The sequence below is a fragment of the uncultured Comamonas sp. genome, assembly GCF_964277875.1.
Taxonomy (GTDB): domain Bacteria; phylum Pseudomonadota; class Gammaproteobacteria; order Burkholderiales; family Burkholderiaceae_C; genus Comamonas; species Comamonas sediminis.
Genome location: NZ_CAXYJV010000012.1, coordinates 44055 through 69096 on the forward strand (window position 1 = coordinate 44055; position 25042 = coordinate 69096).

At 64.8% G+C, this 25042-nt stretch carries 25 protein-coding genes and 2 tRNA genes; 13 read left to right on the plus strand and 14 right to left on the minus strand.

The window, feature by feature from the left end:
- Positions 1-19 precede the first annotated feature (19 nt).
- From ACHWUQ_RS06195 to ACHWUQ_RS06205, 3 genes are read right to left on the minus strand one after another with little or no spacing between them, the layout of a single operon-like run.
- Complete coding sequence (locus tag ACHWUQ_RS06195; RefSeq protein ID WP_239809319.1) at positions 20-547, minus strand: chemotaxis protein CheW; 528 nt, start codon at positions 545-547, stop codon at positions 20-22.
- 3 nt (positions 548-550) lie between these two features.
- On the minus strand, positions 551-916 hold the full coding sequence (locus ACHWUQ_RS06200) for a PleD family two-component system response regulator (RefSeq protein WP_256460938.1): 366 nt from the start codon (positions 914-916) through the stop codon (positions 551-553).
- Between the two features lie 9 nt (positions 917-925).
- The gene (locus ACHWUQ_RS06205; protein ID WP_021027286.1) at positions 926-1312 is read right to left on the minus strand and encodes a PleD family two-component system response regulator; all 387 of its coding nucleotides are present in this window, start codon (positions 1310-1312) and stop codon (positions 926-928) included.
- Between the two features lie 304 nt (positions 1313-1616).
- On the opposite strand from ACHWUQ_RS06205, the gene ACHWUQ_RS06210 reads away from it, so the two are divergent.
- Both ACHWUQ_RS06210 and hemL read left to right on the plus strand, forming a co-directional pair.
- A complete protein-coding gene (locus tag ACHWUQ_RS06210) occupies positions 1617-2537 on the plus strand; it encodes a hydroxymethylpyrimidine/phosphomethylpyrimidine kinase (RefSeq protein ID WP_394680624.1) in 921 nt (306 codons plus the stop codon).
- A gap of 98 nt (positions 2538-2635) precedes the next feature.
- On the plus strand, positions 2636-3934 hold the full coding sequence (hemL, locus tag ACHWUQ_RS06215) for a glutamate-1-semialdehyde 2,1-aminomutase (protein WP_312412531.1): 1299 nt from the start codon (positions 2636-2638) through the stop codon (positions 3932-3934).
- An 86-nt stretch (positions 3935-4020) separates the two neighbouring features.
- Here the strand turns inward: hemL and ACHWUQ_RS06220 are convergent, their stop codons facing one another.
- From ACHWUQ_RS06220 to dusB, 5 genes are all read right to left on the minus strand, one after another.
- Positions 4021-4731, minus strand: a complete 711-nt coding sequence (locus tag ACHWUQ_RS06220) for a Bax inhibitor-1 family protein (RefSeq protein WP_239809322.1) — start codon at positions 4729-4731, stop codon at positions 4021-4023.
- Between the two features lie 146 nt (positions 4732-4877).
- Positions 4878-5366, minus strand: a complete 489-nt coding sequence (locus tag ACHWUQ_RS06225) for a c-type cytochrome (protein ID WP_239809323.1) — start codon at positions 5364-5366, stop codon at positions 4878-4880.
- Between the two features lie 130 nt (positions 5367-5496).
- Complete coding sequence (gene purH / locus ACHWUQ_RS06230) at positions 5497-7095, minus strand: bifunctional phosphoribosylaminoimidazolecarboxamide formyltransferase/IMP cyclohydrolase (protein WP_394680625.1); 1599 nt, start codon at positions 7093-7095, stop codon at positions 5497-5499.
- 78 nt (positions 7096-7173) lie between these two features.
- The gene (locus tag ACHWUQ_RS06235; protein ID WP_021027292.1) at positions 7174-7407 is read right to left on the minus strand and encodes a Fis family transcriptional regulator; all 234 of its coding nucleotides are present in this window, start codon (positions 7405-7407) and stop codon (positions 7174-7176) included.
- Positions 7404-8477, minus strand: coding sequence for a tRNA dihydrouridine synthase DusB (gene dusB / locus ACHWUQ_RS06240; RefSeq protein WP_312412514.1), 1074 nt, complete (start codon positions 8475-8477; stop codon positions 7404-7406). The genes ACHWUQ_RS06235 and dusB overlap by 4 nt, the downstream gene beginning before the upstream one ends.
- A gap of 307 nt (positions 8478-8784) precedes the next feature.
- On the opposite strand from dusB, the gene ACHWUQ_RS06245 reads away from it, so the two are divergent.
- Positions 8785-9324 carry a YqaA family protein gene (locus ACHWUQ_RS06245; RefSeq protein ID WP_312833938.1) on the plus strand — a complete coding sequence of 180 codons (540 nt, stop codon included), beginning with the start codon at positions 8785-8787 and terminating at the stop codon, positions 9322-9324.
- 25 nt (positions 9325-9349) lie between these two features.
- Here ACHWUQ_RS06245 and ACHWUQ_RS06250 read toward each other — a convergent pair whose 3' ends face one another.
- The 5 genes from ACHWUQ_RS06250 to ACHWUQ_RS06270 all read right to left on the minus strand — a co-directional run bounded on the left by ACHWUQ_RS06250 (position 9350) and on the right by ACHWUQ_RS06270 (position 14904).
- Positions 9350-10342 carry a tripartite tricarboxylate transporter substrate binding protein gene (locus ACHWUQ_RS06250; protein ID WP_394680626.1) on the minus strand — a complete coding sequence of 331 codons (993 nt, stop codon included), beginning with the start codon at positions 10340-10342 and terminating at the stop codon, positions 9350-9352.
- A gap of 51 nt (positions 10343-10393) precedes the next feature.
- Positions 10394-11263 carry a carboxylating nicotinate-nucleotide diphosphorylase gene (nadC, locus tag ACHWUQ_RS06255; protein WP_394680627.1) on the minus strand — a complete coding sequence of 290 codons (870 nt, stop codon included), beginning with the start codon at positions 11261-11263 and terminating at the stop codon, positions 10394-10396.
- Positions 11264-11413: 150 nt separating this feature from the next.
- Positions 11414-12313 carry a hypothetical protein gene (locus tag ACHWUQ_RS06260; RefSeq protein WP_394680648.1) on the minus strand — a complete coding sequence of 300 codons (900 nt, stop codon included), beginning with the start codon at positions 12311-12313 and terminating at the stop codon, positions 11414-11416.
- A gap of 346 nt (positions 12314-12659) precedes the next feature.
- Positions 12660-13754, minus strand: coding sequence for a redox-regulated ATPase YchF (gene ychF, locus ACHWUQ_RS06265; protein WP_239809328.1), 1095 nt, complete (start codon positions 13752-13754; stop codon positions 12660-12662).
- 268 nt (positions 13755-14022) lie between these two features.
- A complete protein-coding gene (locus tag ACHWUQ_RS06270; RefSeq protein ID WP_394680628.1) occupies positions 14023-14904 on the minus strand; it encodes an MOSC domain-containing protein in 882 nt (293 codons plus the stop codon).
- Positions 14905-15058: 154 nt separating this feature from the next.
- On the opposite strand from ACHWUQ_RS06270, the gene ACHWUQ_RS06275 reads away from it, so the two are divergent.
- The 7 genes from ACHWUQ_RS06275 (at position 15059) to alkB (ending at position 21199) form a co-directional block, all read left to right on the plus strand.
- Positions 15059-16216, plus strand: coding sequence for an FAD-dependent monooxygenase (locus ACHWUQ_RS06275; RefSeq protein WP_394680629.1), 1158 nt, complete (start codon positions 15059-15061; stop codon positions 16214-16216).
- A 192-nt stretch (positions 16217-16408) separates the two neighbouring features.
- Positions 16409-17122, plus strand: coding sequence for a DsbC family protein (locus ACHWUQ_RS06280; RefSeq protein WP_312412499.1), 714 nt, complete (start codon positions 16409-16411; stop codon positions 17120-17122).
- Positions 17123-17229: 107 nt separating this feature from the next.
- Entirely contained in the window at positions 17230-19065 is a 1836-nt protein-coding gene (locus ACHWUQ_RS06285; protein ID WP_394680630.1) for a M61 family metallopeptidase, read from the plus strand.
- A 148-nt stretch (positions 19066-19213) separates the two neighbouring features.
- Positions 19214-19993: an enoyl-CoA hydratase gene (locus tag ACHWUQ_RS06290; RefSeq protein WP_230778938.1), complete on the plus strand. Its 780-nt coding sequence runs from the start codon at positions 19214-19216 to the stop codon at positions 19991-19993.
- A gap of 139 nt (positions 19994-20132) precedes the next feature.
- Positions 20133-20209 (plus strand) — tRNA-Met (locus ACHWUQ_RS06295).
- A gap of 125 nt (positions 20210-20334) precedes the next feature.
- Positions 20335-20411: transfer RNA gene (locus ACHWUQ_RS06300), tRNA-Met, on the plus strand.
- A gap of 122 nt (positions 20412-20533) precedes the next feature.
- The gene (gene alkB, locus ACHWUQ_RS06305) at positions 20534-21199 is read left to right on the plus strand and encodes a DNA oxidative demethylase AlkB (RefSeq protein WP_394680631.1); all 666 of its coding nucleotides are present in this window, start codon (positions 20534-20536) and stop codon (positions 21197-21199) included.
- On the opposite strand, the gene ACHWUQ_RS06310 is transcribed toward alkB, so the two are convergent.
- A complete protein-coding gene (locus tag ACHWUQ_RS06310) occupies positions 21196-22101 on the minus strand; it encodes a LysR family transcriptional regulator (protein WP_312412486.1) in 906 nt (301 codons plus the stop codon). The two genes, alkB and ACHWUQ_RS06310, sit on opposite strands and share 4 nt — an antisense overlap.
- Before the next feature lie 88 nt (positions 22102-22189).
- Between ACHWUQ_RS06310 and ACHWUQ_RS06315 the strand changes: the two genes are divergently transcribed.
- The 3 genes from ACHWUQ_RS06315 to ACHWUQ_RS06325 all read left to right on the plus strand — a co-directional run bounded on the left by ACHWUQ_RS06315 (position 22190) and on the right by ACHWUQ_RS06325 (position 25006).
- Positions 22190-23044, plus strand: coding sequence for a DODA-type extradiol aromatic ring-opening family dioxygenase (locus tag ACHWUQ_RS06315; protein ID WP_394680632.1), 855 nt, complete (start codon positions 22190-22192; stop codon positions 23042-23044).
- Positions 23045-23139: 95 nt separating this feature from the next.
- Positions 23140-24117, plus strand: a complete 978-nt coding sequence (locus ACHWUQ_RS06320) for a GNAT family N-acetyltransferase (protein WP_394680633.1) — start codon at positions 23140-23142, stop codon at positions 24115-24117.
- A gap of 7 nt (positions 24118-24124) precedes the next feature.
- Positions 24125-25006 carry a DMT family transporter gene (locus ACHWUQ_RS06325; RefSeq protein ID WP_394680634.1) on the plus strand — a complete coding sequence of 294 codons (882 nt, stop codon included), beginning with the start codon at positions 24125-24127 and terminating at the stop codon, positions 25004-25006.
- Positions 25007-25042 lie beyond the last annotated feature (36 nt).

Genomic DNA, 25042 nt, shown 5'->3' on the forward strand with positions numbered 1-25042 from the left:
AAGCCGCGGAAGCCCCGCACTAAACCGTGATATCGAGAAAATCGGGCGCATTGGCCAGCAGCTGCAGGTTGAGTTCCTGCCACTGCTCGCCACTGGCGGATGTATAGAGCGCACCAAAAAATTCCGGCGCATCGGCCGGTTTGTCTTTGGAATGCGCGAAGTCATTGCTGCCGCGCAAGCCTTCCAGCTGCTCGACAAACAGGGCGGCATTGACGCCCATCATGGGGTTGAGCGCGACGACCGAAGCCCCGGCAAACACCTGTTCGCTGCGTGCGACAGGCAGGCCCAGCATGCGGGCCAGATCCACCACCGTCAACAAAATACCCCGGATGCTGGTCACACCGAGCATCCAGGGTTTGGTGTAGGGCACAGGCTCCACCCCGCTCCAGCCCAGCACTTCGCCGGACTGGCTCAAAGGCAGCAGAAAGTTCCGGCCACTGATCTTGACTGCCAGCCACGAGGCACCGACCGCCGTCTGGTTGCGTGCCTGGCTCAGACGATCGGCCAGCCGGGTTTGCAGCTCTCGCAAGTCTTCGCGCTGTGCCATGCCTTATCCCAGTGCCTCGATCTTGGCCTTGAGTTCGGCCGGATCCACCGGTTTGGTCACATAGCCACGTGCGCCCTGGCGCATGCCCCAGACCCGGTCGGTTTCCTGGTTCTTGCTGGTGCACATGATGATCGGGATATCCGCATACTCCGGGCTGCGGGTGATCAGGCGGGTCAGCTGAAAGCCGTTCTGCCCGGGCATCACGACGTCCATCAGGATCAGGTCGGGCCGGTCTTCCGCCAGGCGCAGCATCGCCTCGTCCGAATTTTGCGCAGTGCGCACCACCATACCCTGGCGTACAAGCAGATCGCTCAAAAACATCAATTCGGTTTTTGAGTCATCAACGATAAGAACTTTTTGAATAGGCACGACCCCTCCTTAACGTTCGGCAACGAAACGTCCGACGGTTTCCAGTAATTGATCTTTGGTAAATGGCTTGGTGAGGTAGTCTTCACATCCCACCATGCGTCCCCGGGCCTTGTCGAAAACGCCGTCCTTGGACGACAACATGACCACGGGTGTAGATGCGAAAGCATCATTGCGCTTGACGATGGCGCAGGTTTGGTAGCCGTCCAGTTTGGGCATCAGGATGTCGCAAAACACCATGTCCGGCTTGAAATCGTTGATTTTGGAGAGGGCATCGAAGCCGTCTTCAGCGAGCAGCACCTCGTAGCCGCCTTGCTTCAGAAAAATCTCAGCACTTCTGCGAATGGTATTGCTATCGTCAACCACCAATACCTTGAAGTTGTCTGCGGAAACTGTCACCGGCCACCCTCCTCATTGCATGTCATGAAATGCGAATGCACGCGGCAGCCAAGGCTGACATAGCCCCTCCCACCCGTTTGCATTGAACACATACGCCCTATGGCAATTTTTCTTCGACGAATCCGCATGTGCTGGAGGTGCATTTTGCACCACAGCGCGTACACTGCATCCGTCGTCCCTGCTCCTAATTTTGAAAAGCTTACAGAGGCTTTACATAGAATGCAACGATTGTAGCTTTTCAACACAGATTTAACGGTGATTCCTGCATCAATGTGCTTTATCTCGTTGACCTATGACATCCTCCTTGACAAACCAGCCAGAATCCAGCCCGAGTGAAAGCACGTTGGCCGCGACGATTGATACCGCCAGCATCCTCTGCATCAACGCCAATGACCCCAGCGGCGCAGGCGGCACCAACGCCGATGCGCTGGCCGTAGCGTCGATGGGAGGACACCCCTGCACCGTCGTCACGGGTGCGTTGATCCGCGATACGCTCGACACCATCGACTTTTATGCGCTGTCCGATGATGCAGTTCAGCAACAGGCGCAGACCGTATTGCAGGACATTCCCATCCGCGCGATCAAACTGGGCTTTCTGGGATCGATTGAAAATGTACGCGTGTGTGCGGAAGTAACCAATGACTACCCCGATGTACCGGTCGTCGCCTATGTCGCCGGCATGGCCTGGTGGGACAGCGAGCTGATCGACGACTACCTCGACGCGTACCAGGAGTTGCTGCTGCCCCAGGTGACGGTGCTGGTCGGTGCCTATGGCCTGCTGTGGCGCTGGTTGCTGCCCGACCGCACCTCCGAGCACCGCCCCAGCCCCCGTGACCTGGCCAAGGCCGCCGCCGACCATGGTGTGCCCTTTGTACTGGTGACCGGCATCCCCGCCCATGACCAGCATGTGGAAAACGTTCTCGCCTCGGCCGACACCGTGTACGGCAGCGGCGAGTTCGAGCTTTTCGAGACCGAGTACATCGGCGCAGGCGACACCTTGAGCGCAGCGCTCACAGCCTTGCTGGCCACCGAGGTGCCGCTGAGCGACGCGACCGCCGAAGCAATGACCTACCTCGACAAATGCCTGGAGGGAGGCTTGCGCCCCGGCATGGGCAAGACCGTGCCTGACCGTCTCTTCTGGGTGCATGCCGATGACGAGGACGTAGTAGATGACGGCAGCGCGGATGGGGATGAGGGCGACGCGCTCCACACCCGCCCGCTCTGAGTTCAAAGCCTGCCTGTTCCAGTGCAGTGAATACCGGATTGACAGCCCCAGGCACCCGCTTGGCCGACAATCCAAGGCCAGAGTAGATGTGAGCCCTTATGACGATGGATAAAAACGCCCAATTGTTTGAACGTGCCCGCCAGGTGATCCCCGGCGGCGTGAATTCGCCCGTGCGGGCTTTCAATGCCGTAGGCGGCACGCCGGCCTTCATCGCCCGCGCGCAAGGCGCGCACCTGTTTGATGCCAATGACAAACGCTATGTGGACTACATCGGCTCCTGGGGTCCGATGATCCTGGGCCATGGCCACCCGCAGGTGCTGAGCGCCGTGCAGGCTGCGCTGCTCGAAGGCTTTTCCTTCGGTGCTCCCACCGAGCGCGAGATCGCACTGTCTGAAGCCATCCTGAAGCTCATGCCGTCGATGGACATGGTGCGCCTGGTCAGTTCCGGCACCGAGGCGGGCATGAGCGCGATTCGCCTGGCGCGCGGCTATACCGGCCGCAACAAGATCATCAAGTTCAACGGCTGCTACCACGGCCATGCCGATGCGCTGCTGGTCAAGGCTGGCTCGGGCCTGGCGACCTTTGGCGCCTCGTCTTCGGCAGGGGTGCCCGCCCAGGTGGTGCAGGACACCATCGTTCTGGAATACAACGACATCGGCCAGCTCGAAGAAGCCTTTGCCAAGTACGACGGCCAGATCGCCTGCGTGATCATGGAGCCGATTGCCGGCAACATGAACTTTGTGCGCGCCAGCACCGCCTTTACCCGCCGCATCAGCGAGCTGACCCAGGAACATGGCGCCTTGCTGATCTACGACGAGGTGATGACCGGTTTCCGTGTCGCACTGGGCAGCGCGCAAAGCCTGTATGCGCAGCAGATCCCCGGCTTCAAGCCCGACATCACCGTGCTGGGCAAGGTGATTGGCGGCGGCATGCCGATGGCCGCCTTTGGCGCGCGCCGCGAGATCATGGAAAAGCTCTCGCCGCTGGGCCCGGTCTACCAGGCCGGCACCTTGTCGGGCAACCCGATTGCCACGGCCTGTGGTCTGCAGACCCTGTCGCTGATCAGCCAGCCGGGCTTCCATGAAGCGCTGCATGCGAAGACCGGCCAGCTGATGGCCGGCCTCAAGGCCGAGGCCGATGCCGCAGGCGTTCCCTTCAGCGTGGACCACCAGGGCGGCCTGTTCGGCTTCTTCCTGCTGCCCGAGCTGCCCAGCGACTACGAAGCGGTGATGAAGAGCGACAAGCCGCTGTTCAACAAGTTCTTCCACGGCATGCTCGCGCGCGGCCACTACTTTGCGCCGGCGCTGTACGAAGCGGGCTTTGTCAGCAGCGCCCATACCGATGCCGACATCCAGGCGACGATCGAAGCAGCCCGCGACGTCTTCAAGACCTTGTAAGCGCCCTTCGCTGCCTGGCCCCCCGTCTCTGGCGGGCATAAAAAAACCTCGGCATGCCGAGGTTTTTTGTTGTCTGTCCCAGGCGATCAGTCGTCGCTGCCACCCAGTTGCATGATCAGGCGCAGCACGTACCAGAACAGCAGGGCCACCGATGCGAACAGGTGCAGGGCCGCGCCAGCGGGGCGGTCTGCCGGGTAGTGGCGCATGATCTGCGAGGTGTCATACAGCACGCAAGCGCCGGCAAACAGCACCATCGCGCCGGAGAACCAGATGCCCAGCTTGAAGCCGAACACGACACCGGCCAGGATGATGCCAATCGCCACCAGGCCACCGATCTTCAGGAAGCCGCCCAGGAAGGAGAAGTCCCTCTTGCTGGTAAAGGCCGTGAAGGTCAGGCCCGCCACCAACGCCAGGGTCGCAATCGAGGCCGCCTGGATCGAGCCGGGAGCAATGATGCTGGCCATGGCCAGCATCGGGGCGAAGATCAGCGATTCGGCAAACACAAAGCCGCCCAGTGCCAGGTACTGCACGCCGGTGCTTTCCGAATTGTCGGCGGCATTGGTCGCCAGCCATCCGACCACCATGAAGGCGCCCATGACCGCCAGCCAGCCCCACTTGCTCACGCCCAGCATCTTGAGCATCGCAAACGATGCACCGCTGGCGTACAGGCCAAACGACAGCACGGCAAAAGCCAAGATGGCGACGGCCAGATGGCTGTAGGCCGCCTTGATGAATTGGCCTCGGCTGTTCGCCTCGGTCAGGCCACCGCCGTGTCCGGCGTATTCGGGAAAGTTCATGCATCCTCCTTCAGGTCTATGTCGCTGCAGTATCGCAGATTTGCTTTACAAAGCATGGCCTTTCCAGACCCTGTCTACGGACATTGCCGCCAGGCACAAAAAAGCCCGCTGCAGCAGCGGGCTCGTGCGGCTGGTCCGACAGGCGCTCAAGGCGGACTGGCGGCAGGCGCGTTGGCGGGGCGCAGGGCCATCAGCCATCCGGCCATCAGTTCGGCCTGCTCCTGCGTGACCTGCGGATGGCGTGGCATCACGATACGGCCCCACTCGCCGACGCTTCCCTCACGGATCTTGCGCGCCAGATAGGGAACGGCATCGTCACGGTCGGCATAGCGCTTGGCGATGTTGCGAAAACCCGGGCCCACGACATCCAGCTCCATCGTGTGGCAGCGCATGCAGTCGCTGCTGCGGGTGACCAGTTCGCGGCCCTGCTGCAGCCGGGGGCTGGCCTCGATCAGGCGGTCGGCGGCCGTCACCTCGGGCTTGGGCCGGATGATCAGGCGCCCGATATTGAACATGCCCAGGCCCACCACCAGCGCAAATGCAACGATCAGCACACCCAGCCAGCGCGAGCGGCGCGGCGGGTCACTGTCCGGATCGGAGGCGGGAGGCGGGTCTTGGTGCTGTGGTTCGCTCATGGTGGAAGGGGCCCGGGGCCCGGCGCAGAAAACAAGCCGGCGAACCCGAAGATGGCCGGCGTATCGGGGCTGCAGGCCGGGTCGGCCTGCAGCCAGCGGTGGCAGCACCCTGGCGGGTACCGCCTTGCCATCAATGGCGGAAGTGGCGCACGCCAGTAAATACCATCGCCACGCCGCGCTCGTCGGCGGCAGCGATCACTTCCTGGTCGCGCATCGAGCCACCAGGCTGGGCCACGCAGGTGGCGCCGGCATCGACCACCACATCCAGGCCGTCGCGGAAGGGGAAGAAGGCATCCGACGCCACCACGGTGTTCTGCAGCGACAGCTTGGCCGCTTCCGCCTTGATCGATGCGATACGGGCCGAATCCAGGCGCGACATCTGGCCCGCGCCCACGCCCATGGTCATGCCGTTCTTGCAGAACACGATGGCATTGGACTTGACGAACTTGGCCACCTTCCACGCGAACAGCAGGTCCTGCAGTTCCTGCGGGGTGGGCTGCTTGACGGTCACGACCTTCAGATCCGCCAGTTGCAACTCATGGTTGTCGGCCGATTGCAGCAGGATGCCTGAGCCCACGCGCTTGGACTCAATGGCGTTGCGGCCCTGCTCCCAGTCGCTGTTGCCGCCAGCGGGCAGTGCAATCTTCATCAGGCGCACATTGACCTTGGACTTGAAGATCTCCAGCGCCTCGGCGCTGAAGTCGGGGGCCATCAGCACTTCGACGAACTGCTTGGATACAGCCTCTGCCGCTGCCTTGTCCACGGCGCGGTTGAAGGCGATGATGCCGCCAAAGGCGCTGGTCGGGTCGGTCTGGAAAGCCTTGGAGTAGGATTCCAACGCATCGGCACCCACGGCAACACCGCAGGGGTTGGCGTGCTTGACGATGACGCAGGCCGGCACCTCGAAGCTCTTGACGCATTCCCAGGCGGCATCGGCATCGGCGATGTTGTTGTAGCTCAGCTCCTTGCCTTGCAGCTGCACGCCCGTAGCCAGCGAGCCGGGTGCGGGGTACAGATCGCGGTACCAGGCAGCTTGCTGGTGGCTGTTTTCGCCATAGCGCAGGTCCTGGATCTTGATGAACTGGCTGTTGCTCTGGCCGGGGAAGGCGGCACGCTCGGGCACGTATTCCTCGGACAGCTTTTCGTCTTCGAACGTGACCGACGACAGGTAGTTGCTGATCGCGCCGTCGTACTGGCTGATGCGGTTGAATGCCGCCACCGACAGGGCAAAGCGAAGCTTGTTGGACAGCTTGCCGCCGGCCTTGAGCTCGGCGAGCACGGCGTCGTACTGGTCGGCGGCGGTGATCACACCGACATCCTTCCAGTTCTTGGCGGCGGAGCGCACCATTGCCGGGCCGCCAATGTCGATGTTCTCGATCGCATCGGCCAGCGTGCAGCCGGCCTTGGCCACGGTCGCTTCAAACGGGTAGAGGTTGACCACCAGCAGGTCGATGGTCTCGATGCCGTGTTCCTTCAGTGCAGCCATGTGCTCGGGCAGGTCGCGGCGGGCCAGCAGGCCGCCATGCACCATCGGGTGCAGGGTCTTGACGCGGCCATCCAGCATTTCGGGGAAGCGGGTGACCTCGGCCACCTCGGTCACAGGCAGGCCCTTGTCGGCCAGCAGCTTGGCGGTGCCGCCGGTCGACAGCAGCTGCACGCCCAGCGCATGCAGGGCCTGGGCAAATTCGACAATACCGGTTTTGTCGGAAACGGAAATCAGGGCTTTCATGTCAATCACTTCAAGAATGGAAACAGGCTTGTGCCGCTTGCGCAGCGGGCGCAAGCAGCACTGAAATCAGGGCGCGGGTCAGAGCATCTTGTGCTCGACCAGCTTCTTGCGCAGCGTGTTGCGGTTCAGGCCCAGCCACTCGGCGGCCCGTGACTGGTTGTTGTCGGCGTGGTTCATGACCACTTCCAGCATCGGGCGCTCCACCATGCGCACTACCATCTCGTACACGCGGTCCGGCACCTCGCCTTCCAGGTCCTGAAAATAGGTCTGCAGGCTGTCCCGCACGGACTGCTCAATCGTCGTCTTACTCATACAAGGTCATCACTCATTGTTGTTGCTGGGGCCATCGCACTCCCGCTGGCCTCTGGTGCTGCCGCGATGCCAGGCAGCCGGTCCATCTGTTGCCCCAGGGCCCCCAGATAATCGGCTACGGCCTGCCATTGCGCCGCACTGTTTTCAATCACATTCATCTCGCGCCTGAACGCATCGCCCCCCGGCAGATCGCGCACATACCAGGCAATGTGCTTGCGCGCCGAGCGCACGCCGGTGCTCTCGCCGTACAGCGCATAGTGGTCCTGCAGGTGTTCGAGCAGATGGCGGCGCAGCTCGGCCACCAGCGGAGGTGCGAGCAATTCGCCGGTCTGCAGAAAATGCACGATCTCGCGAAAAATCCAGGGGCGGCCCTGGGCCGCCCTCCCCACCATCACCGCATCCGCACCGGTGAAGGCCAGCACATCGCGGGCCTTGGCCGGGCTCGTGATATCGCCATTGGCAACCACTGGAACCGACACCGCCTGCTTGACGGCACGGATCGTGTCGTACTCGGCCAGGCCCCGGTAGCCCTGCTCGCGCGTGCGGCCATGCACGGTGAGCATCTGGATGCCCGCCTGTTCGAACTGGCGCGCCAGCTGCACGGCATTCTTGTGGTCGTCGCTCCAGCCGGTGCGCATCTTCAGCGTCACCGGCACGCCATGGGGCGCCGCGGCCTCCACCACCGCAGCGGCAATCTCGACCGCCAGCGGCTCGTTCTGCATCAGCGCCGAGCCTGCCCATTTGTTGCAGACTTTCTTGGCCGGGCAACCCATGTTGATGTCGATGATCTGCGCACCGCGCTCAATGTTGTAGACCGCCGCCTCGGCCATCATCGGCGCATCGGTGCCGGCGATCTGCACAGAGATCGGGCCGGGCTCGCCGGCATGGTTGGCGCGGCGGCTGGTCTTGAGGCTATCCCACAGGTCCTTGCGGCTGGTCACCATCTCGCTGACCGCATACCCCGCCCCCAGCGCCTTGCACAGCTGGCGAAAAGGCCGGTCCGTCACGCCCGCCATGGGCGCCACAAACACATTGTTGGCCAGAGTATAGGGACCGATGCGGACGGACATGGAATGCAAAAAGCGAGCACTTCGCCACCGAAGTGCTGTCTGTTGTGGTGAGGGGAAGGGGCAGATTGTACTGCTTAAAAAAGTAGCAAACATCCAATCTACCCGCTTGACATTTGGGAATGCCCATAAATCGGGCCTGCGGGCGGGCGCTGGCGACCCGCATGGGCGCGCCCTGAATGGCCCGGCGGGCCGTCCGACCCTGCCGGCGCCAGGGCTTGTGCAGCAGGTATTTTTCGGCCTCTTGGCTGACACGGCAGTGGCCCGCTGCGCCGCTGGCAGGCCGGCACCAGCCGCTACACTGGCAGCCATGGAAGCGTGGATTCAACAGTTGCTGACATGGCTGGCCCTGCCGCAGTTCGGGCTCAGCACGGTCTTTGTCGTGGCCCTGATCTCGGCCACGTTGCTGCCGCTCGGGTCCGAGCCCGCTGTGGCCGGCCTGCTACATCTGAATCCGGACCTGTTCTGGCAGGCCATTCTGGTGGCGACAGCCGGCAACACACTGGGCGGTGCGATCAGCTGGTGGACCGGCGCGCTCGCCCGTACCGCCTGGTACAAGGCCCGCCGACTGCGCCATGCCACTGATGCGGCCGCGCCGACCAATCCCCTCATCCCCACGGCACCCCCCAACAAGCAAAGCCGCCACCAGCGCATGGCCCGCATCTGGCTGCGCAAGTTCGGCGCCAAGGCCTGTTTGCTCAGCTGGCTGCCCATCGTCGGCGATCCGCTGTGCGCCGTGGCCGGCTGGCTGCGCCTGCCGTTCTGGCCCTGCGTGTTCTACATGGCGATCGGCAAGTTTTTGCGCTACCTGGTGATGACGGCCACGATTTTGCATTTCTGGCCCTCTTGAAGGCACGCGCGGTTTTCAGCGCTGCCTAATCCACCCGCAAGCCCAGCTGCTGCGCCACGGCGGCATAGCGGTCGATATCGCTGGCGATCACCTGCCCAAACTCGGCCGCACTTTGCTGCAGCGGCATATAGCCTTGATCGCGCAGCCACTGCTGCATCGCCGGCTCGGCGAGGATCTGCGCCAGCAGCGCATGCATGCGCTGCACCACCGCATCGCTGGTGGCAGCGGGCGCCAGCAGGCCATGCCACTGCTCGACGCTGAATCCGGCCGCACCTTGTTCGGCCACGGTGGCGACCTGCGGCCATTGCGCCAGGCGCTGAGGGGCCGTGACGGCAATGGCGCGCACGCGGCCGGCCTCGATCAGCGGCGCAGCGCTGCTGGCGGTGACCATGCCCATGGCGACCTGGCCGGCCGCCACGGCGGTGATGGCCGGCCCGCAGCCCTTGTAGGGCACATGCTGCCAATGCAGCTGCGCGGCCTGGGCCAGCATCTCGCCGGCCAGGTGCTGCGGCGTGCCATTGCCGCACGAGGCAAAGGGCAGCGGTTGCAAGGGCGCCGAGGCGCGCACATCGGCCAGGGTGTGCAATTCGCTGGCCTGCGGCACCACCAGCACCGAGGCAATCGTGCCCACATTGAACACGGCCTTGAAATCGCGCAGCGGGTCAAAATCCAGCTGGCGGTAAACGGCGGGGTTGATCGCGAACGAGCTGTTCACCATCAGCCAGCTGCTGCCATCGCCTGCCGCCTCCGCCACATGGCGCGCGCCAATATTGCCGCTGGCACCGGGGCGGTTTTCCACGACCACGGTCTGGCCCGTGCGCTGCTGCAACGCGGCCCCCAGTTTGCGCGCCAGCAAGTCGGTGCCGCCGCCCGGCGGAAAGGTCACCACGATGGTCATGGGCTTGTCAAAGCGGGCTGCCGCCATGCTGCTGCCGCCCAGCCACAGGCCGGCAGCCATGCAGGCCGCAGCGGCGGCGGCAAGCCACCACCAGGAGAAGCGTTGGAGAACGCGGGGCATCACAGGCCTCCTTCCAGAATATGCAGGGCGCGCGGGTGGTAGAGGGCCGGATCAGGCATCCAGGCCGATGTCCAGCACCTTGGCGCTGTGGGTGAGCCAGCCGACGGCGATCTGGTCCACCCCGGTGGCGGCCACTTGCGGCGCGGTCTCGGGCGTGATGCGGCCCGATGCCTCGGTCACCGCCTTGCCCCGGCACATGGCCACGGCCGTGCGCAGGGTCTCCAGGTCCATGTTGTCCAGCAGCACCACATCCACCCCCAGCTGCAATGCCGCATCAAGCTGCGCGAGCGTGTCCACTTCGAGCTCGATCTTGACCATATGGCCCACGCCAGCCCGGGCGCGGCCCACGGCGGTGGCCACATCGCCGGCCAGCGCAATATGGTTGTCCTTGATCAGCACGGCATCGTCCAACCCAAAGCGGTGGTTGCTGCCGCCGCCCACACGCACGGCATACTTTTGCAGCGCGCGCAGGCCCGGCATGGTCTTGCGCGTGCAAGTCACCCGCGTGCCGTAGGGCTGGATGGCCTGGGCGATCGCGTAGGTGGCGCTGGCGACACCACTCAAATGGCAAAGGTAGTTCAGCGCCGTGCGCTCAGCCGTGAGGATTGCCCGGCTCTTGCCGCGGATGCGGGCGATCTCCATGCCCGGCGCCAGCACCGTGCCATCGCCGCACAGCGGCTCAAACTCCAGACCGCTGTCCAGCAGATGAAAGGCCAGCCGCGCCAGATCCAGCCCCGCCAGCACGCCCGCTTGCCGTGCCACCAGACGCAGGCTGTCTCTGGCATCTGCGGGCACGATGGTGTCGGTCGTCAGGTCCCCGGCGCGGCCCAGGTCTTCCAGCAGGGCCATGCGCACCAGCGGCTCCAGCATCACATCAGGCAGAGGAGGAACCGGCAGCGCCGCAGTTTGATTAATGCTCATTTTGAGTATTTAAAGGGTAAAAAAAAGAGGCGCACCAGCGCTTAACCGGTCACGCGCACACTTATGCTAATTATGAGTATAAATATTGTCAAGTCCTGACGCTGCCATGATGCCGCCTCCGTTGCGGCCTGCAAGAACGGATCAGGACGATCAGCCGCGCGCCAGCGGCAGCTTGTTGCCCGCGAGCGCGCGTTCCACCAGTACATTGCGGCGAAAGCGGAACAGCTTGGCCGGGCGGCCTGCGCCCTGGCTGCTGATCTCGCCGGTCTCTTCCACCAGCGCCTGCTGCTCGATCAGGCGGCGAAAGTTCTGCTTGTGCAGGCTGCGCCCGGCCAGCGCCTCGACAGTCTGCTGCAGCTGCAGCAGCGAGAAGCTGTCGGGCATCAGCTCGAACACCACAGGCCGGTACTTGATCTTGGCGCGCAGCCGCGCCATGCCGGTCGCCAGAATGCGGCGGTGGTCATTGCGCATCGCCGTGCCCAGCAAGGTCTGGCCTGTCGGGACCGCCCTGCCATCGCGCCAGGCTTCTGCGACCAGGCCCGCTTCAAACAGCAGCTCGTAGCGCTGCAGCACCAGCTCTTCGTTCCAATCGCTGCCCTCGAGGCCAAAGCTCACTCGGGCCCGCTCCCAGCGCGCGCTGGCCGCTGCCTTGCCCGTTGCCTGCGCACTCCAGGCCTGCAACGCAGGCGCAATGCGCTGGTCCAGGATCTCGGGCGCGCCGCTGCGCCAGTCCTCCCAGGGGAAGTAGTGGTACCAGTCCTGCCAGCCCGGCTGGGCCAGCCCGGCATCGTCGAGCTCGCGCGTCAACGCCAGGTAGCTGATGGAGATGGCGCGCATGCCCAGCTCCTGCGAGCGGTCGCCATCGGCAAAGGTGTAGAGCTGCTCGACAAAGCCCAGCGGGTGGTGGGTCTGCGTCTCGACCCAGGCGCGCAGGCTGGCCTGCAGCGAGCGGTGGTTGGCGGTAAAAGGCCCCGCCGGCAGGGTCTCACCGGCCTGGGTGGTCAGTATGCGCGGCTGCCCGCCCGTCACCGCCACCAGCACCGCGACCAGATCGGCCTGTACGGAATGCTGCTCGCGCTCGGCGGCGCTCGGCGCACGGGAGGCATCCGCAGCAGTGGTTTTGGTATTGGCGGCAGGTGGGGTCACCAAATGGGGGCTTTCAAGAATCGGTGGACAGGACTGCGCTTGCAGCAACCGCCAACGGAGCCGCTGTCTGGCAAGCAGCGGCTATCTTATAACGGCTGGCCGCCCTGCTCTGCCATCCCGCTGCCATCCCGCTCCCACATGCGGATGACCGCAACGCCCCACGAAAAAGCCCGCTGACACGCAGCGGGCCTGGTGGTTATGACTGCCAGCACGCAGCGAATGCCTGCGGGCAGGGTCGCCGCCGAAACGGTCAGACGTTGAACAGGAAGTTCAGCACATCGCCATCCTTGACGATGTATTCCTTGCCTTCGGCGCGCATCTTGCCCGCTTCCTTGGCGCCTTGCTCACCCTTGTACTGGATGAAGTCGTCAAAGGCGATGGTCTGGGCGCGGATAAAGCCCCGCTCGAAGTCGCCGTGGATGACGCCTGCCGCCTGGGGCGCGGTGGCACCCACGGGCACGGTCCAGGCGCGCACTTCCTTCACACCGGCGGTGAAGTAGGTCTGCAGACCCAGCAGCGAGAAGCCGGCGCGGATCAGGCGGTTCAGGCCCGGCTCTTCCAGACCCATTTCCTGCAAGAACATGTCGCGGTCTTCGTCGCCCATCTCGGACATTTCTGCCTCGATCTTGGCGCAGATGGCGACCACGGGCGCGCCTTGTGCTGCGGCATAGGCCTTCAGGCTGTCGAGCAGCGGGTTGTTTTCAAAGCCGTCTTCGCTGACGTTGCCAACAAACATTGCGGGCTTGGCGGTGATCAGGCAGAACTGCTTGAGCAGCGGCGCGTCTTCCTTGGACACGGGCACGATGCGGGCAGGCTTGCCCTGGTCCAGCACGGCCTGGATGGGGGTCAGCAGCGAGACCAGCTTGGCAGCTTCCTTGTCGTTGCCCGACTTCGCCGCCTTGCTGTAGCGGTTGAGCGCCTTCTCCACGGTGGCCAGATCGGCCAGGCAGAGTTCGGTCTGGATGACCTCGATATCGGCAATCGGGTCGACCTTGTTGGCCACGTGGATCACGTTCGGGTCTTCGAAGCAGCGCACCACGTTCACGATGGCGTCGGTTTCGCGGATATGGGCCAGGAACTGGTTGCCCAGGCCTTCACCCTTGGAGGCGCCGGCCACCAGGCCGGCGATGTCCACAAACTCGACGATGGCCGGAACAATGCGCTCGGGCTCTACTATCTTGGACAGCTGGTCCAGACGCGGATCGGGCACTTCCACGACACCGGTATTGGGTTCGATCGTGCAGAAAGGATAGTTTTCGGCGGCAATACCTGCCTTGGTCAACGCATTAAAAAGGGTGGACTTGCCAACATTGGGCAAACCGACGATGCCGCATTTGAGGCTCATGGCAGTGCTTTCTCTATTCTTTCGGACAAACCCGGCATTTTAAGCGGACTGCATGGCAGTCGCGAATCCAGGCGTATTAACAGGGAGGCTTCGGGCTGCTCACCCGGCCCCGCACACCGCAGGTTGGCGGTTGCAGCTGGGCGCCCCCGACTAGGCGTCCCGACCGGGCGTCCCCGACTGGGCATCGAACCGCAGGCAGTACATGCGTGCGGCCAGGCTTGGCGCGGCCGGCGGGGCAACGACGTATCCAGGGTGCTGTTTGCGCCGCTCAGTCAAACTGCAGCGCGCCGCCGACGGCATCACCCACCCGCAGCACCCCACCGGTGCCCGCAGGCACATAGGCATTCATGCCAAAGGTTACGGCGCCATCCAGGCGGTCGTCGTGGCGGTAGGTCTGCAAGGTGTCGGTCACGCTGGTGCCGCTCGCAGCCGTGGCCGGGTCGATATCGGGGATCGGGCAACGGGCACAGGGCTTGACCAGTGGCAGATCCGCCCATTGCTGGCTGCCGGGGCCGCCTTGCTGCACCGACAGGCTCTCGATACGGTCCTCGTCGTGGGACTGGAAGCCCTCGACCACAATATTGGCGCGAAAGCGCTCTGCCACCACCGGCGCTTCGCCTGCATGGGTCAGGCGCTCATTGAGCTCATGGACCGAGGCCCGGCTGACCACCAGCACTGGAAAGCCATCGGCAAATTGCGTGGGGGCGTCGGCGCCGCCGGTCCATTTCTTGCTGGCCAGCCGCAGCGCCTGGGGCGCCATGCGCACCAAATAGCATTCGGTCTGCAGGAACGCGCTGAACCAGGCATTGACTGCATCGGGCGCCTGCAGGGCCGGAACCTGGTCGTCCCAGACGCGCACTGCACGCTCGGGGCCGGTAAAAGCCATATCGACCGCAAGCGGCTCCATGCCCGGAGCAGTCACCGTCATCACGCCATCGGCAATGGCCGGTTGCACCAGCACCATACGGGCGATCTCGCGCTGCGAGATGAAGTCGCCCCGTCCATCGACCAGCATGAAGGCCCGGTCATGCTCCAGGCCCGTCGGCAACAGGCGCGCGCTTTGCACGGCGATGCCGGCGCAGGATTTGATGGGAAAAACCCACAATTGGCCGATATGGCCGGTAACATCAAAAAAATCGCTATTTGCCATGCTGCTCTGCGCCTGGGTTGGTTCTGGGCAAACCACACTGTAACGAGTAAAAGGCTGCGTTGCATCTACGCGGCGCCAAACGGTAGCCTGACCCCTGCAGCAAGTCGTACAGGCGCCCGGCGCTGCCACAGTGCCCCACTACAATAGGTCGCTTATGGCTTCTGAATTCGACGTTTGTATCCGTGGCGCGGGCATTGTGGGCCGCAGCTTGGCATTGTTGCTTGCGCGGGATCGCATGCGCGTGGCGCTGGTGGATACCGCCCCGGCGCCCAGCAACAGCGGCCATGGTGATGTGCGCGCCTATGCCCTCAACCAGCTCTCGCGGGAGGTGCTGCAATCGGTGCGCAGCTGGCCCGAGGCCCAGTACGCCACCCCGGTGACCCGCATGGACGTCTATGGCGACCAGGGCGGCGAGGTGCATTTTGATGCGGCGCAGCAGCACACCGAGGCACTGAACTGGATCGTCGATGTGCCCGCCCTGGAGGCCCAGCTGGCCGCCGCCGTGCGCTACCAGCCGATGGTGGAGACGGTGACCAGCCCGGTCGATGCCCGCCTGACGGTGGTCTGCGAAGGCAAGCACAGCCGCACGCGCGAGGAATTCGGCGTGGAATTCACCACCATCCCCTACCACCAAACCGCCGTCGCTACACGTCTGCGCTGCGAGCGCCCGCACGGCCAGGCCGCACGCCAGTGGTTTTCTGCCGCTGGCGATATTCTGGCCTTTCTGCCGCTGGGCGGCCCCGGCGGCCATGAGGTGGCCGTCGTGTGGTCGCTGCCGGTCAGCCAGGTTGAAGGGGTCAAGGCGCTGGACGATGCAGGCCTGGCGATGGCGCTGGAGTCGGCCAGCCAGGGTATGCTGGGCCAGCTGACCGTGTGCGCCGAGCGTGCCGCCTGGCCGCTGCAGCAGTCGGTGGCGCGCCAGTGGTGCGGCCCGATGCCGGGCAGCGCCTTGCAAGATACTGCCCGGGCCCAAAGCTGGGTGCTGGCCGGCGACAGCGCCCACGCCGTGCACCCGCTGGCCGGCCAAGGCCTGAATCTGGGCATGGCCGATATCGCCGCACTGGCGCGTTTGCTGACCAGCGAAGATGCGCGCTGGCGCCGCCTGTCGGACCTGCGCCTGCTGCGCCGCTATGAGCGTGAGCGCAAGGCGCGCCTGGCCCCCATCGGCTTGGCGATGGACAGCATTCAACAATTGTTTACCAGGCCCGAGACGCCTTTGCAGAGCCTGAGAAACTGGGGCATGCGCGGCTTTGAAAGCAGCGGTCCGCTGAAATCATGGGTGACCCGCCAGGCCATGGGAGTGAACTTTTAGCGCCCATCTGGTACAAACCGTCGTTCGGCCAAAAGCCGCTTGCGGTACCAAAATGTTAGTAGTTGCGGGGGTTTAGCGTTCAGCCACACTTCCCGCCCAGACGGACATCGGTGCACCGCCAGGCGGCTTTCACTGCGTTGGGGCCCCTCCCGCGCGCTGGCTTTTTACTATCAAGATCAAAGAAGGTTTCCCATGCGAATTCTCTCTACCGTACTGGCCAGTGCTGCCATCGCGGCCAGTTTCTCTGCCAGTGCGCAAGAAGACGCGATCCGCAAGGCGCTGGCAGAGCGTATCCCCCAGCTGCAAAAGATTGACGAAGTCAGTGCCACCCCGATGCAGGGCCTGTATGAGGTGCGCGTCGGCACCGACCTGTTCTACAGCGATGCCAAGGGCAACTACCTGATCCAGGGCGAGCTGATCGACACCCAGGCGCACCGCAACCTGACCGAAGACCGCATCAACAAGCTGACGGCCGTGGATTTCAACAGCCTCAACCTGAAGGACGCGATCAAGACCGTCAAGGGCAATGGCTCGCGCAAGATCGCCGTGTTTGAAGACCCCAACTGCGGCTACTGCAAGCGCTTCGAGAAAGACCTGCAAAACGTCAAGGACGTGACGGTCTACACCTTCCTCTACCCGATCCTGAGCCCCGATTCGGTCGAGAAGTCGCGCAACATCTGGTGCGCCAAGGACCCGGCCAAGGAATGGGCCAGCCACATGCTCAAGGGCACGGATGCGCCCGCCGCTCCGTCGAGCTGCGACGTGACCGCCCTGCAGCGCAATATGGAATTTGGCCGCAAGTACAAGATCACCGGCACGCCCACGATCTTCTTTGCGGACGGCTCGCGCGTGCCGGGCGCCATCGGCTCGGACGACCTGGAAAAGCGCCTCAAGGCGGTCAAGTAAACCAGGCGCGTTGCCCCTCTTTCCTCAGGCCCTTCGGGGCCTTTTTTTGCGCCGGTGAATTCCTGGGTCGGCACGCGCCCATGCAATTGGGGCTACGCTTGCAGGCTATGACCCAAAGCGCACCCGCCCTGGCACCGCACGCCATCCAGTACACCATCACGCCCATCGATCTGCATGCCCACCTCTACCAGGTGGTGCTCAATATCCCCCGGCCCAAGGCGATGCAGACCGTGTCGCTGCCGGTCTGGATCCCCGGCAGCTACCTCGTGCGTGAGTTCTCCAAATCGCTGCAGGGCCTGAGTGCCAGCCAGGGCGGGCAGCTGGTCGACGTCCAGCAGCAGAACAAAAACACCTGGGTGATGGACAGCAGCGCGGCCGGGCCGCTGACCCTGAGCTACCAGATCTGCGCCTACGACAGCTCGGTGCGCACCGCCTGGCTCGACAGCCAGCGCGGTTTTTTCAATGGCACCAGCGTGTTTTTGCGTGTGCATGGCAGCGAGCCGCTGCTGCAGGTGCTGCACATCGAGCCGCCGGCCCAGCAGCCCCATTGGCAGGTGGCCACCGGCCTGATGGCCGCGCAGACCAACCCCCAGGGCTTTGGCCGCTACCACGCCAGCAGCTACGACGAGCTGGTGGACTGCCCGGTCGAGATGGGGGCGTTCTGGAGCGCCGAGTTCAGTGCCCACGGCGTGGCGCACCGCTTTGTCGTAGCCGGTGCACCGCCCAGCTTTGATGGCGCGCGCCTGGTGGCCGACACGCAAAAGATCTGCGAGACCGAAATCCGCCTCTGGCATCCCCGGGGCAAGCCGCCCTTCGAGCGCTATGTGTTCATGCTCAACGCCATGGACGACAACTATGGCGGCCTGGAACACAAGAACTCCACCGCCCTGATCTGCAGCCGGCGCGACCTGCCCCGCAAGGGCGAGGCCCAGCCCAGCAGTGGCTACATCACCCTGCTGGGCCTGATCAGCCATGAGTATTTCCACACCTGGAACGTCAAGCGCCTGCGCCCGATGGAGCTGGCCAGCTATGACTACGAACGCGAGAACTACACCGAGCTGCTGTGGTTCTTCGAAGGCTTCACCAGCTACTACGACGACCTGGTCCTGCGCCGCGCGGGCCTGCTGGACAACGCGCAGTACCTCAAGCTGCTCAACAAGACCTTGAACCAGGTCCTGCAGACGCCGGGCCGGCATGTGCAAAGCGTGGCCGAGTCGAGCTTTGACGCCTGGGTCAAGTACTACCGCCAGGACGAGAACACGCCCAACGCGACCGTCAGCTACTACACCAAGGGATCGCTGGTGGCGCTGTGCCTGGACCTGAGCCTGCGCCGTGCAGGCCACAGCGGGCTGGATGCGGTGATGCGGGCGCTGTACCGGCGCTGCAAGGCTGGCCCCATGCGCGAGCAGGACCTGCTCGATGTGCTGCACGGGCTGACCGGCCGCAGCTGGGCCGCCGACATCAGCGCCTGGGTGCACGGCAAGCTGGACCTGCCGGTAGCCGCCCTGCTGCAGGCCCATGGCGTGGATTGCCAGCCCGACAAGCCCCAGATTGCCCAGCAGCTGGGCCTGCGGGTGGCCGAGGGCGCAGCGGGTATCAGCATCAAGGTGGTGCTGCGCGGCGGCGCGGCCGAGGCCGCCGGCATGATGGCGGGCGACGAATGGATCGGCATCGAGCCACTGCAGGCCAGCACCGACAGCATCGGCTGGCGCCTGCACAAGCTCGACGACCTGCCGCTGTATGCCGGTGACGCCCAGCAGGTGCTGGCGCTGGTGGCGCGCGACAAGCGCCTGCTGCGCCTGCCACTGGCCTTGCCGGCCCGCGCCGCCAGCGCCCCAGGCAAAGGCCGCAAGAAGGCTCCAAAAACTGCCAGCCACAGCGATACCGTCACCTTGGCTGTCACCGATGTGAATCTGGTCAACCTTTGGCTGGACGGGCGCTGATCGCCGGTAGCGGCACGCCCACCAGCACCCAAAACGCGCCATCTTGCGCAGGCTGCTGCGCCGCAACAGCCTGCTTGGTGTAGGATGCCTGTCGACCATGCGGGCGCCAGCAGGCCGCTGCTGCCCCACAAACCCAAGGAGACAGACCGTGGCCTATGAAATGATCGAAGTGCGCGTCGAAGCCGAAAAGGTGGGCATCATCACGCTGAACCGCCCCAAGGCGCTGAACGCGCTGAACGACCAGCTGATGAACGAGCTGGGTGAGGCGCTCAAAGCCTTTGATGCCGACAAGAACATTGGCTGCATGATCATCACCGGCAGCGAAAAAGCCTTTGCCGCCGGTGCCGACATTGGCGCGATGGCCAAGTACAGCTTTGCCGATGCCTATGGCGGCGACTACATCACCCGCAACTGGGAGGCGATCCGCAGCATCCGCAAGCCGGTGATTGCCGCCGTCAGTGGCTATGCACTGGGTGGCGGCTGCGAGCTGGCGATGATGTGCGACTTCATCATCGCCGCCGACAACGCCCGCTTTGGCCAGCCCGAGATCAAGCTGGGCGTCATCCCCGGCGCCGGCGGCACGCAGCGCCTGCCGCGCGCCGTGGGCAAGGCCAAGGCCATGGACCTGGCCCTCACCGGCCGCATGATGAACGCCGACGAGGCCGAACGTGCCAGCCTGGTCAGCCGCGTGGTGCCCGTCGACAAGCTGATGGAAGAAGCGCTGGGCGCGGCCATCATCATCAGCGGCTTCTCGCAACTGGCCGTGATGGCCGCCAAGGAATCGGTGAACCGTGCGTTTGAGGGCAGCCTCAACGACGGCGTGATGTTCGAGCGCCGCCTGTTCCATGCGCTGTTCGCCACCAACGACCAGAAGGAAGGCATGGACGCCTTCGTCAACAAGCGCCAGGCCCAGTTCAGCAACAGCTGATCGACGTGACGGTGCCGTGGAGGCCAGGCCAACGGGCCTGGGTATGCCCGGCAACGGCCCCGCCCCATCACCCCATTTTGACAAAACCTGGTGACATTGATCGCCAGGCCAAATTTTCGGTATATAATTTCGTTCTGCCGGTCGTATAGCTCAGTTGGTTAGAGCGCAGCATTCATAATGCTGATGTCGTAGGTTCAAGTCCCACTACGACCACCAGGTTACAAGCCGCAGTGATTGCACAATCACTGCGGCTTTTCTCTTTGCCGCCTCTGTTTGATGGCTGAAAAACTCGCAGCAGGTGCCCGGCAGGCCGCCCATCCGCCTCTACAATGGAGCCCGTTGGTCGTATAGCTCAGTTGGTTAGAGCGCAGCATTCATAATGCTGATGTCGTAGGTTCAAGTCCCACTACGACCACCACATCCCACCGCAGCGCCTGCCACAGGCGCTGCGGTTTTTTGGGGGTGCACAGATGCGCCCAGCCCCATGCCCAGCGTCCCGTCCGACCCTGCAGCACAGGGCAGCGCGGCACAATAGGCGGCATGCAAGACCTGTTCAGTCCCCCTGCCGACGAAGGCCAGATGCCTTGGGAGCGCATTGCCATTGGCCACCAGGCCTGCGTGCTGCGCGGCTTTGCACTGCGCTGGGAGAATGACTTGCTCCGCCAGGTGCAGGAACTCATGCAGCGGGCCCCGTTTCGGCATTTGCGCACGCCGGGCGGCCGCCAGATGCAGGTGGCGATGACCAACTGCGGTGATTTCGGCTGGTACAGCGACCAGCGCGGCTACCGCTACACCGCCACCGATCCGTTGAGCGGCCAACCCTGGCCGCCGATGCCACCGGCCTTTGCAGCGCTGGCTGCGCAGGCGGCAGAAGCTGCCGACCTGCCCCCTTTTGCGCCCAATGCCTGCCTGATCAACCGTTACACCGTCGGCACCCGCCTGACCCTGCACCAGGACGAAGGTGATGCCCGCCACCCCATCGTGTCCGTGTCACTGGGCTTGCCCGCCATCTTTCTGTGGGGCGGCGACCAGCGCGCTGACGCCACGCAAAAGCTGCCGCTGCAGCATGGCGATGTGGTGGTCTGGGGCGGCGTGGACCGCATGCGCTACCACGGGGTGATGCCGGTCAAGGAGGGGGCCAGCCCCGTGGCCCATCCGCTGCTGGACGGGCAAAGAATCAACCTCACCTTCCGCCGCGCCAGCTAGTCGGCTGCGCCGCTGCCCGCACCACCCAACGCCTGCGACAGGCAATCGATAAAGCTGCGTACCTTGGGCGCCAGGTAGCGCCGGCTGGTGTAGATCGCATACAGGGTTACGGTCAGCGCATCCCACTGCGGCAGCACCCGCTGGAGCTGGCCGCTGCGCAGATCGTCCTCCACCAGCCACGAGGGCAGGAAACCCAGGCCCATGCCGGCGCGCACCGCATGCAGGCTGAGGTTGGAATCATCGGACAGCAGGGCCGGTTGCACATGCAGCGGCGCGCTGCGGCCCCCGGGCTGGCTCAACTGCAGGGGGCTGAGCGACACATAACTGGGCAGCACCGCAGCATGCTGGGCCAGGTCGGCAGGCTGCTGGGGCGAACCCGCCTGCGCCAGGTAAGCGGGGCTGGCCACCAGGTAGAAGGGCACCTGGCACAGCGGGCGGGCAATCAGATGCGGCGCGGGGTCGGACGAGGCCCGCAAGGCCATGTCGTAGCCGGCGGTGGCCAGGTCGATCTTGTGGTTGTCCAGGTGGATGTCGACCAGCACCTGCGGATAACGGGCGCGGTAGCGCGCCAGGATGCGCGCCATCTGCGGCGTGGCACACCAGACCGGCGCGCTGATCTTGAGCTGGCCGCTGGGGGCCTGGTTGTGCTGACCGATCTCCTGGGCGGCGGCATCGAGCATCTCCAAAGCCAGGCGGCTTTGCGCATACCAGCGCTGGCCCGCTTCGGTCAGGCTGACATGGCGGCTGCTGCGGTTGAGCAGGCGCGCACCGAGGCGCTGCTCCAGCTGGGCCACATGCTTGCTCACCATCGGCGCCGAAATGCCCAGGCGCTCGCCGGCCTGGGCAAAGCTGCCGTTGTCCACGACCGCCTGGAACACCTGCATGCTGGTGAGCTGGTCCATAGTTTCTCAATAGGAAATCAACCACTGCATTTTAGCTACTTGGTTTCCTTTTGGGCAGCTACTACAGTGGAGTCAAGGAGTTTTCCATATGACTACGACCACCCACACCGGCCCCGCCAGCACCAATATCACCACCAGCGGCAGCCGCCTGCCCGTGTACTTCATCTCGCACGGCGGCGGCCCCTGGCCCTGGATGCCCGAGATGCATGACTACTATGCGCAGCTGGCCGCCTCGCTGGCCGATATTCCGCGCCAGATCGGCCGCACACCGCGCGCCATCCTGATGGTGTCAGCCCACTGGGAGGCCGATAGCTTTACCGTGCAGTCCACGCCCCAGCCCGGCATGATCTATGACTACGGCGGCTTTCCGGCCCACACCTACCAGATCCACTACCGTTCACCAGGATCGCCAGCATTGGCCGAGCGTGTGGCGGGCCTGTTGGCCCAGGCCGGCATGGCCGTGCAGCAGGACGCCGAGCGCGGCTATGACCACGGCATGTTCTCACCGATGGCCTCGATCTACCCCGAGGCCCAGGTGCCGGTGGTGCAGCTGTCGCTGCGCCGGGGCCTGGACCCCGCGGAACACCTGGCGCTGGGCCGCGCGCTGGCTGCCTTGCGCGATGAGGAGGTGCTGATCATCGGCAGCGGCCTGTCGTACCACAACCTGCGCGCCTTTGGGCCGCAGGCCAGGGTGCCCTCCAAGGCCTTTGATGACTGGCTGGCCGAGACCATGCTGCAGGTGGACAGTGCCAGCCGCAGCCAGCGCCTGCTGGATTGGGAGGACGCCCCAGCGGCCCGCATTGCCCACCCGCGCGAGGAACATTTGCTGCCGCTGATGGTGGCCGTCGGTGCCGCCGAGGCCGACCGCGCCGTGCGCATCTACCATGAGGATGCCTTCATGGGTGGGCTGGCCGTGTCCAGCTACCGGCTGGATGCAGCCTGAGCGCGGTAGATGCGGGGTGAGGTAGACACACCCTCCAAAAAGTTGCACCATACAACCATATGGATGTATATTGCAACCAACTACTGGAGAGCCGCATGACAGCCGACACCCCCCTGGTCAACGACATCCGCAGCGCCTCCCGCACAATGGTGCGGGAGCTGGGCTTTATGGCCAACACCTTGGCGGCCACGCCCTACTCGGCGTCTGCGGTCCATGCGTTGCTGGAAATCGATGCGCATGGCACCGTCACCGCCGCCCAATTGGCGGATTTTCTGGGGCTGGACAAATCCAGCGTCAGCCGCATGGTCGCCAAGCTCGTCGCCAACGGCGAGCTGCAGGAGCAGCCCTGCACTGACGATGCACGCGCCAAGCAATTGCAGCTGTCAGCGCAAGGCCAACGCACGGCAGCGGGCATACACGCCTACGGGCAAATGCAGGTGCGCAGCGCGCTGGCGCAGCTCAACCCCTCGCTGCAGCAGGCGGTGGCGCAGGGCCTGACCGCCTATGCCCAGGCCTTGCAGGCGCACCGGCTGGGCAGTGCGGCAGGCCAGGCCAGCTCCGCCAGCGCAGCCACCCACAGCATCCAGATCCACAGCGGCTACCGCGCCGGTGCGATCGGCCGCATTGCGGAGATGCATGCGGTTTTCTATGCCCGGCACTGGGGCTTTGGCGCTTTCTTCGAAAGCAAGGTGGCCTCGGGCCTTGCCGAATTCAGCGGCCGCCTGGGCGAGCCCTGCAACCAGATCTGGACCGCCGTGCAGAACGAACGCATCGTCGGCTCGGTCGCCATTGACGGCCAGGACCTGGGCAACAACCAGGCGCATCTGCGCTGGTTCATTCTCGATGACGGCTGCCGTGGCGGCGGCGTAGGCCGCCAGCTGCTGACGCAGGCGCTCGCCTTTTGCGACCAGCGCGGCTTTGCCAGCACCGAACTGTGGACCTTCCAGGGGCTGGACGCGGCGCGCAGGCTCTACGAATCGCTGGGTTTTGTGCTGGTGCATGAAGAAGCCGGCCAGCAATGGGGCTCGACCGTGGTGGAGCAGCAGTTCAGCCGCCGCCTGCACGGCGCCTAGGCGGGCGATGCAGGCCCGCCATCCCGCGCTGTGGGCGGCCGCCACCACGGGCATGCTGGTGGGCGCGGCCATGGTCTCCACCAGCGTGCTATCGCCCGCCGCATCGCCAGCCAGCCTGGCATTCTTGCGCTATGCGATCGGGCTGGCCATCCTCGCCGGCCCGGCGCTGTTCGTCACCTGGCCGCGCTACCGCGCCGGCGATGCGCTGGCCATTGCGTTGCTGGGCGTGGCCCAGTTTGCTGTGCTGATCCTGCTGCTCAACCATGCGCTGGCGCGGCTGCCCGCCTCCACTTGCGCACTGGTGTTTGCGACCATGCCCTTGTTCACCTGGTGCCTGGCAGCGCTGTCAAGGCGCGAGGCCTTCAGCACCCGCAGGCTGGCAGGCCTGGCACTGGCGGTGGGCGGCGTCGCGGTGCTGCTGACGGGGGGCGGGAGCGCAGCGGGTGGCCTGGACCTGCGGGCCGGCTCCGGCATGGCCGCGTTGCTGGCGGCCACCCTGGTGGGCGCGGCCACCAGCATCCTCTACGGTCCCTATATGCGGCGCTACCCGGCGCTGCCCACCAGCAGCCTGGCGATGGCCGCTGCAGTGCTGTTTCTGGCGCTGTACTGCAGCTGGCAGGGACAGCCGCTGTGGCCGGTGTTTTCGGCGCCGCAATGGGGCCACATGCTGTTCATCGGCCTGTCGAGCGGGCTGGGCTATTTTTGCCTGCTGTGGGCGCTGGGCCGCCTGGAGGCATCGCTGGTGATTGCCTTCCAGGCCCTGGGGCCCGTGACTGCCGCGCTGCTGGAGCTGGTCTTGCAGCAGCGCCTGCCGTCACCGGCGCTGCTGGCAGCCATCGCGCTGGTGCTGGCCGGCCTCGTCGTCAGCACCCGGGCGCCGGCAGCCTAGCCCACGCCCCCGCTTGCCCCAGTGGCGGACTGTGGC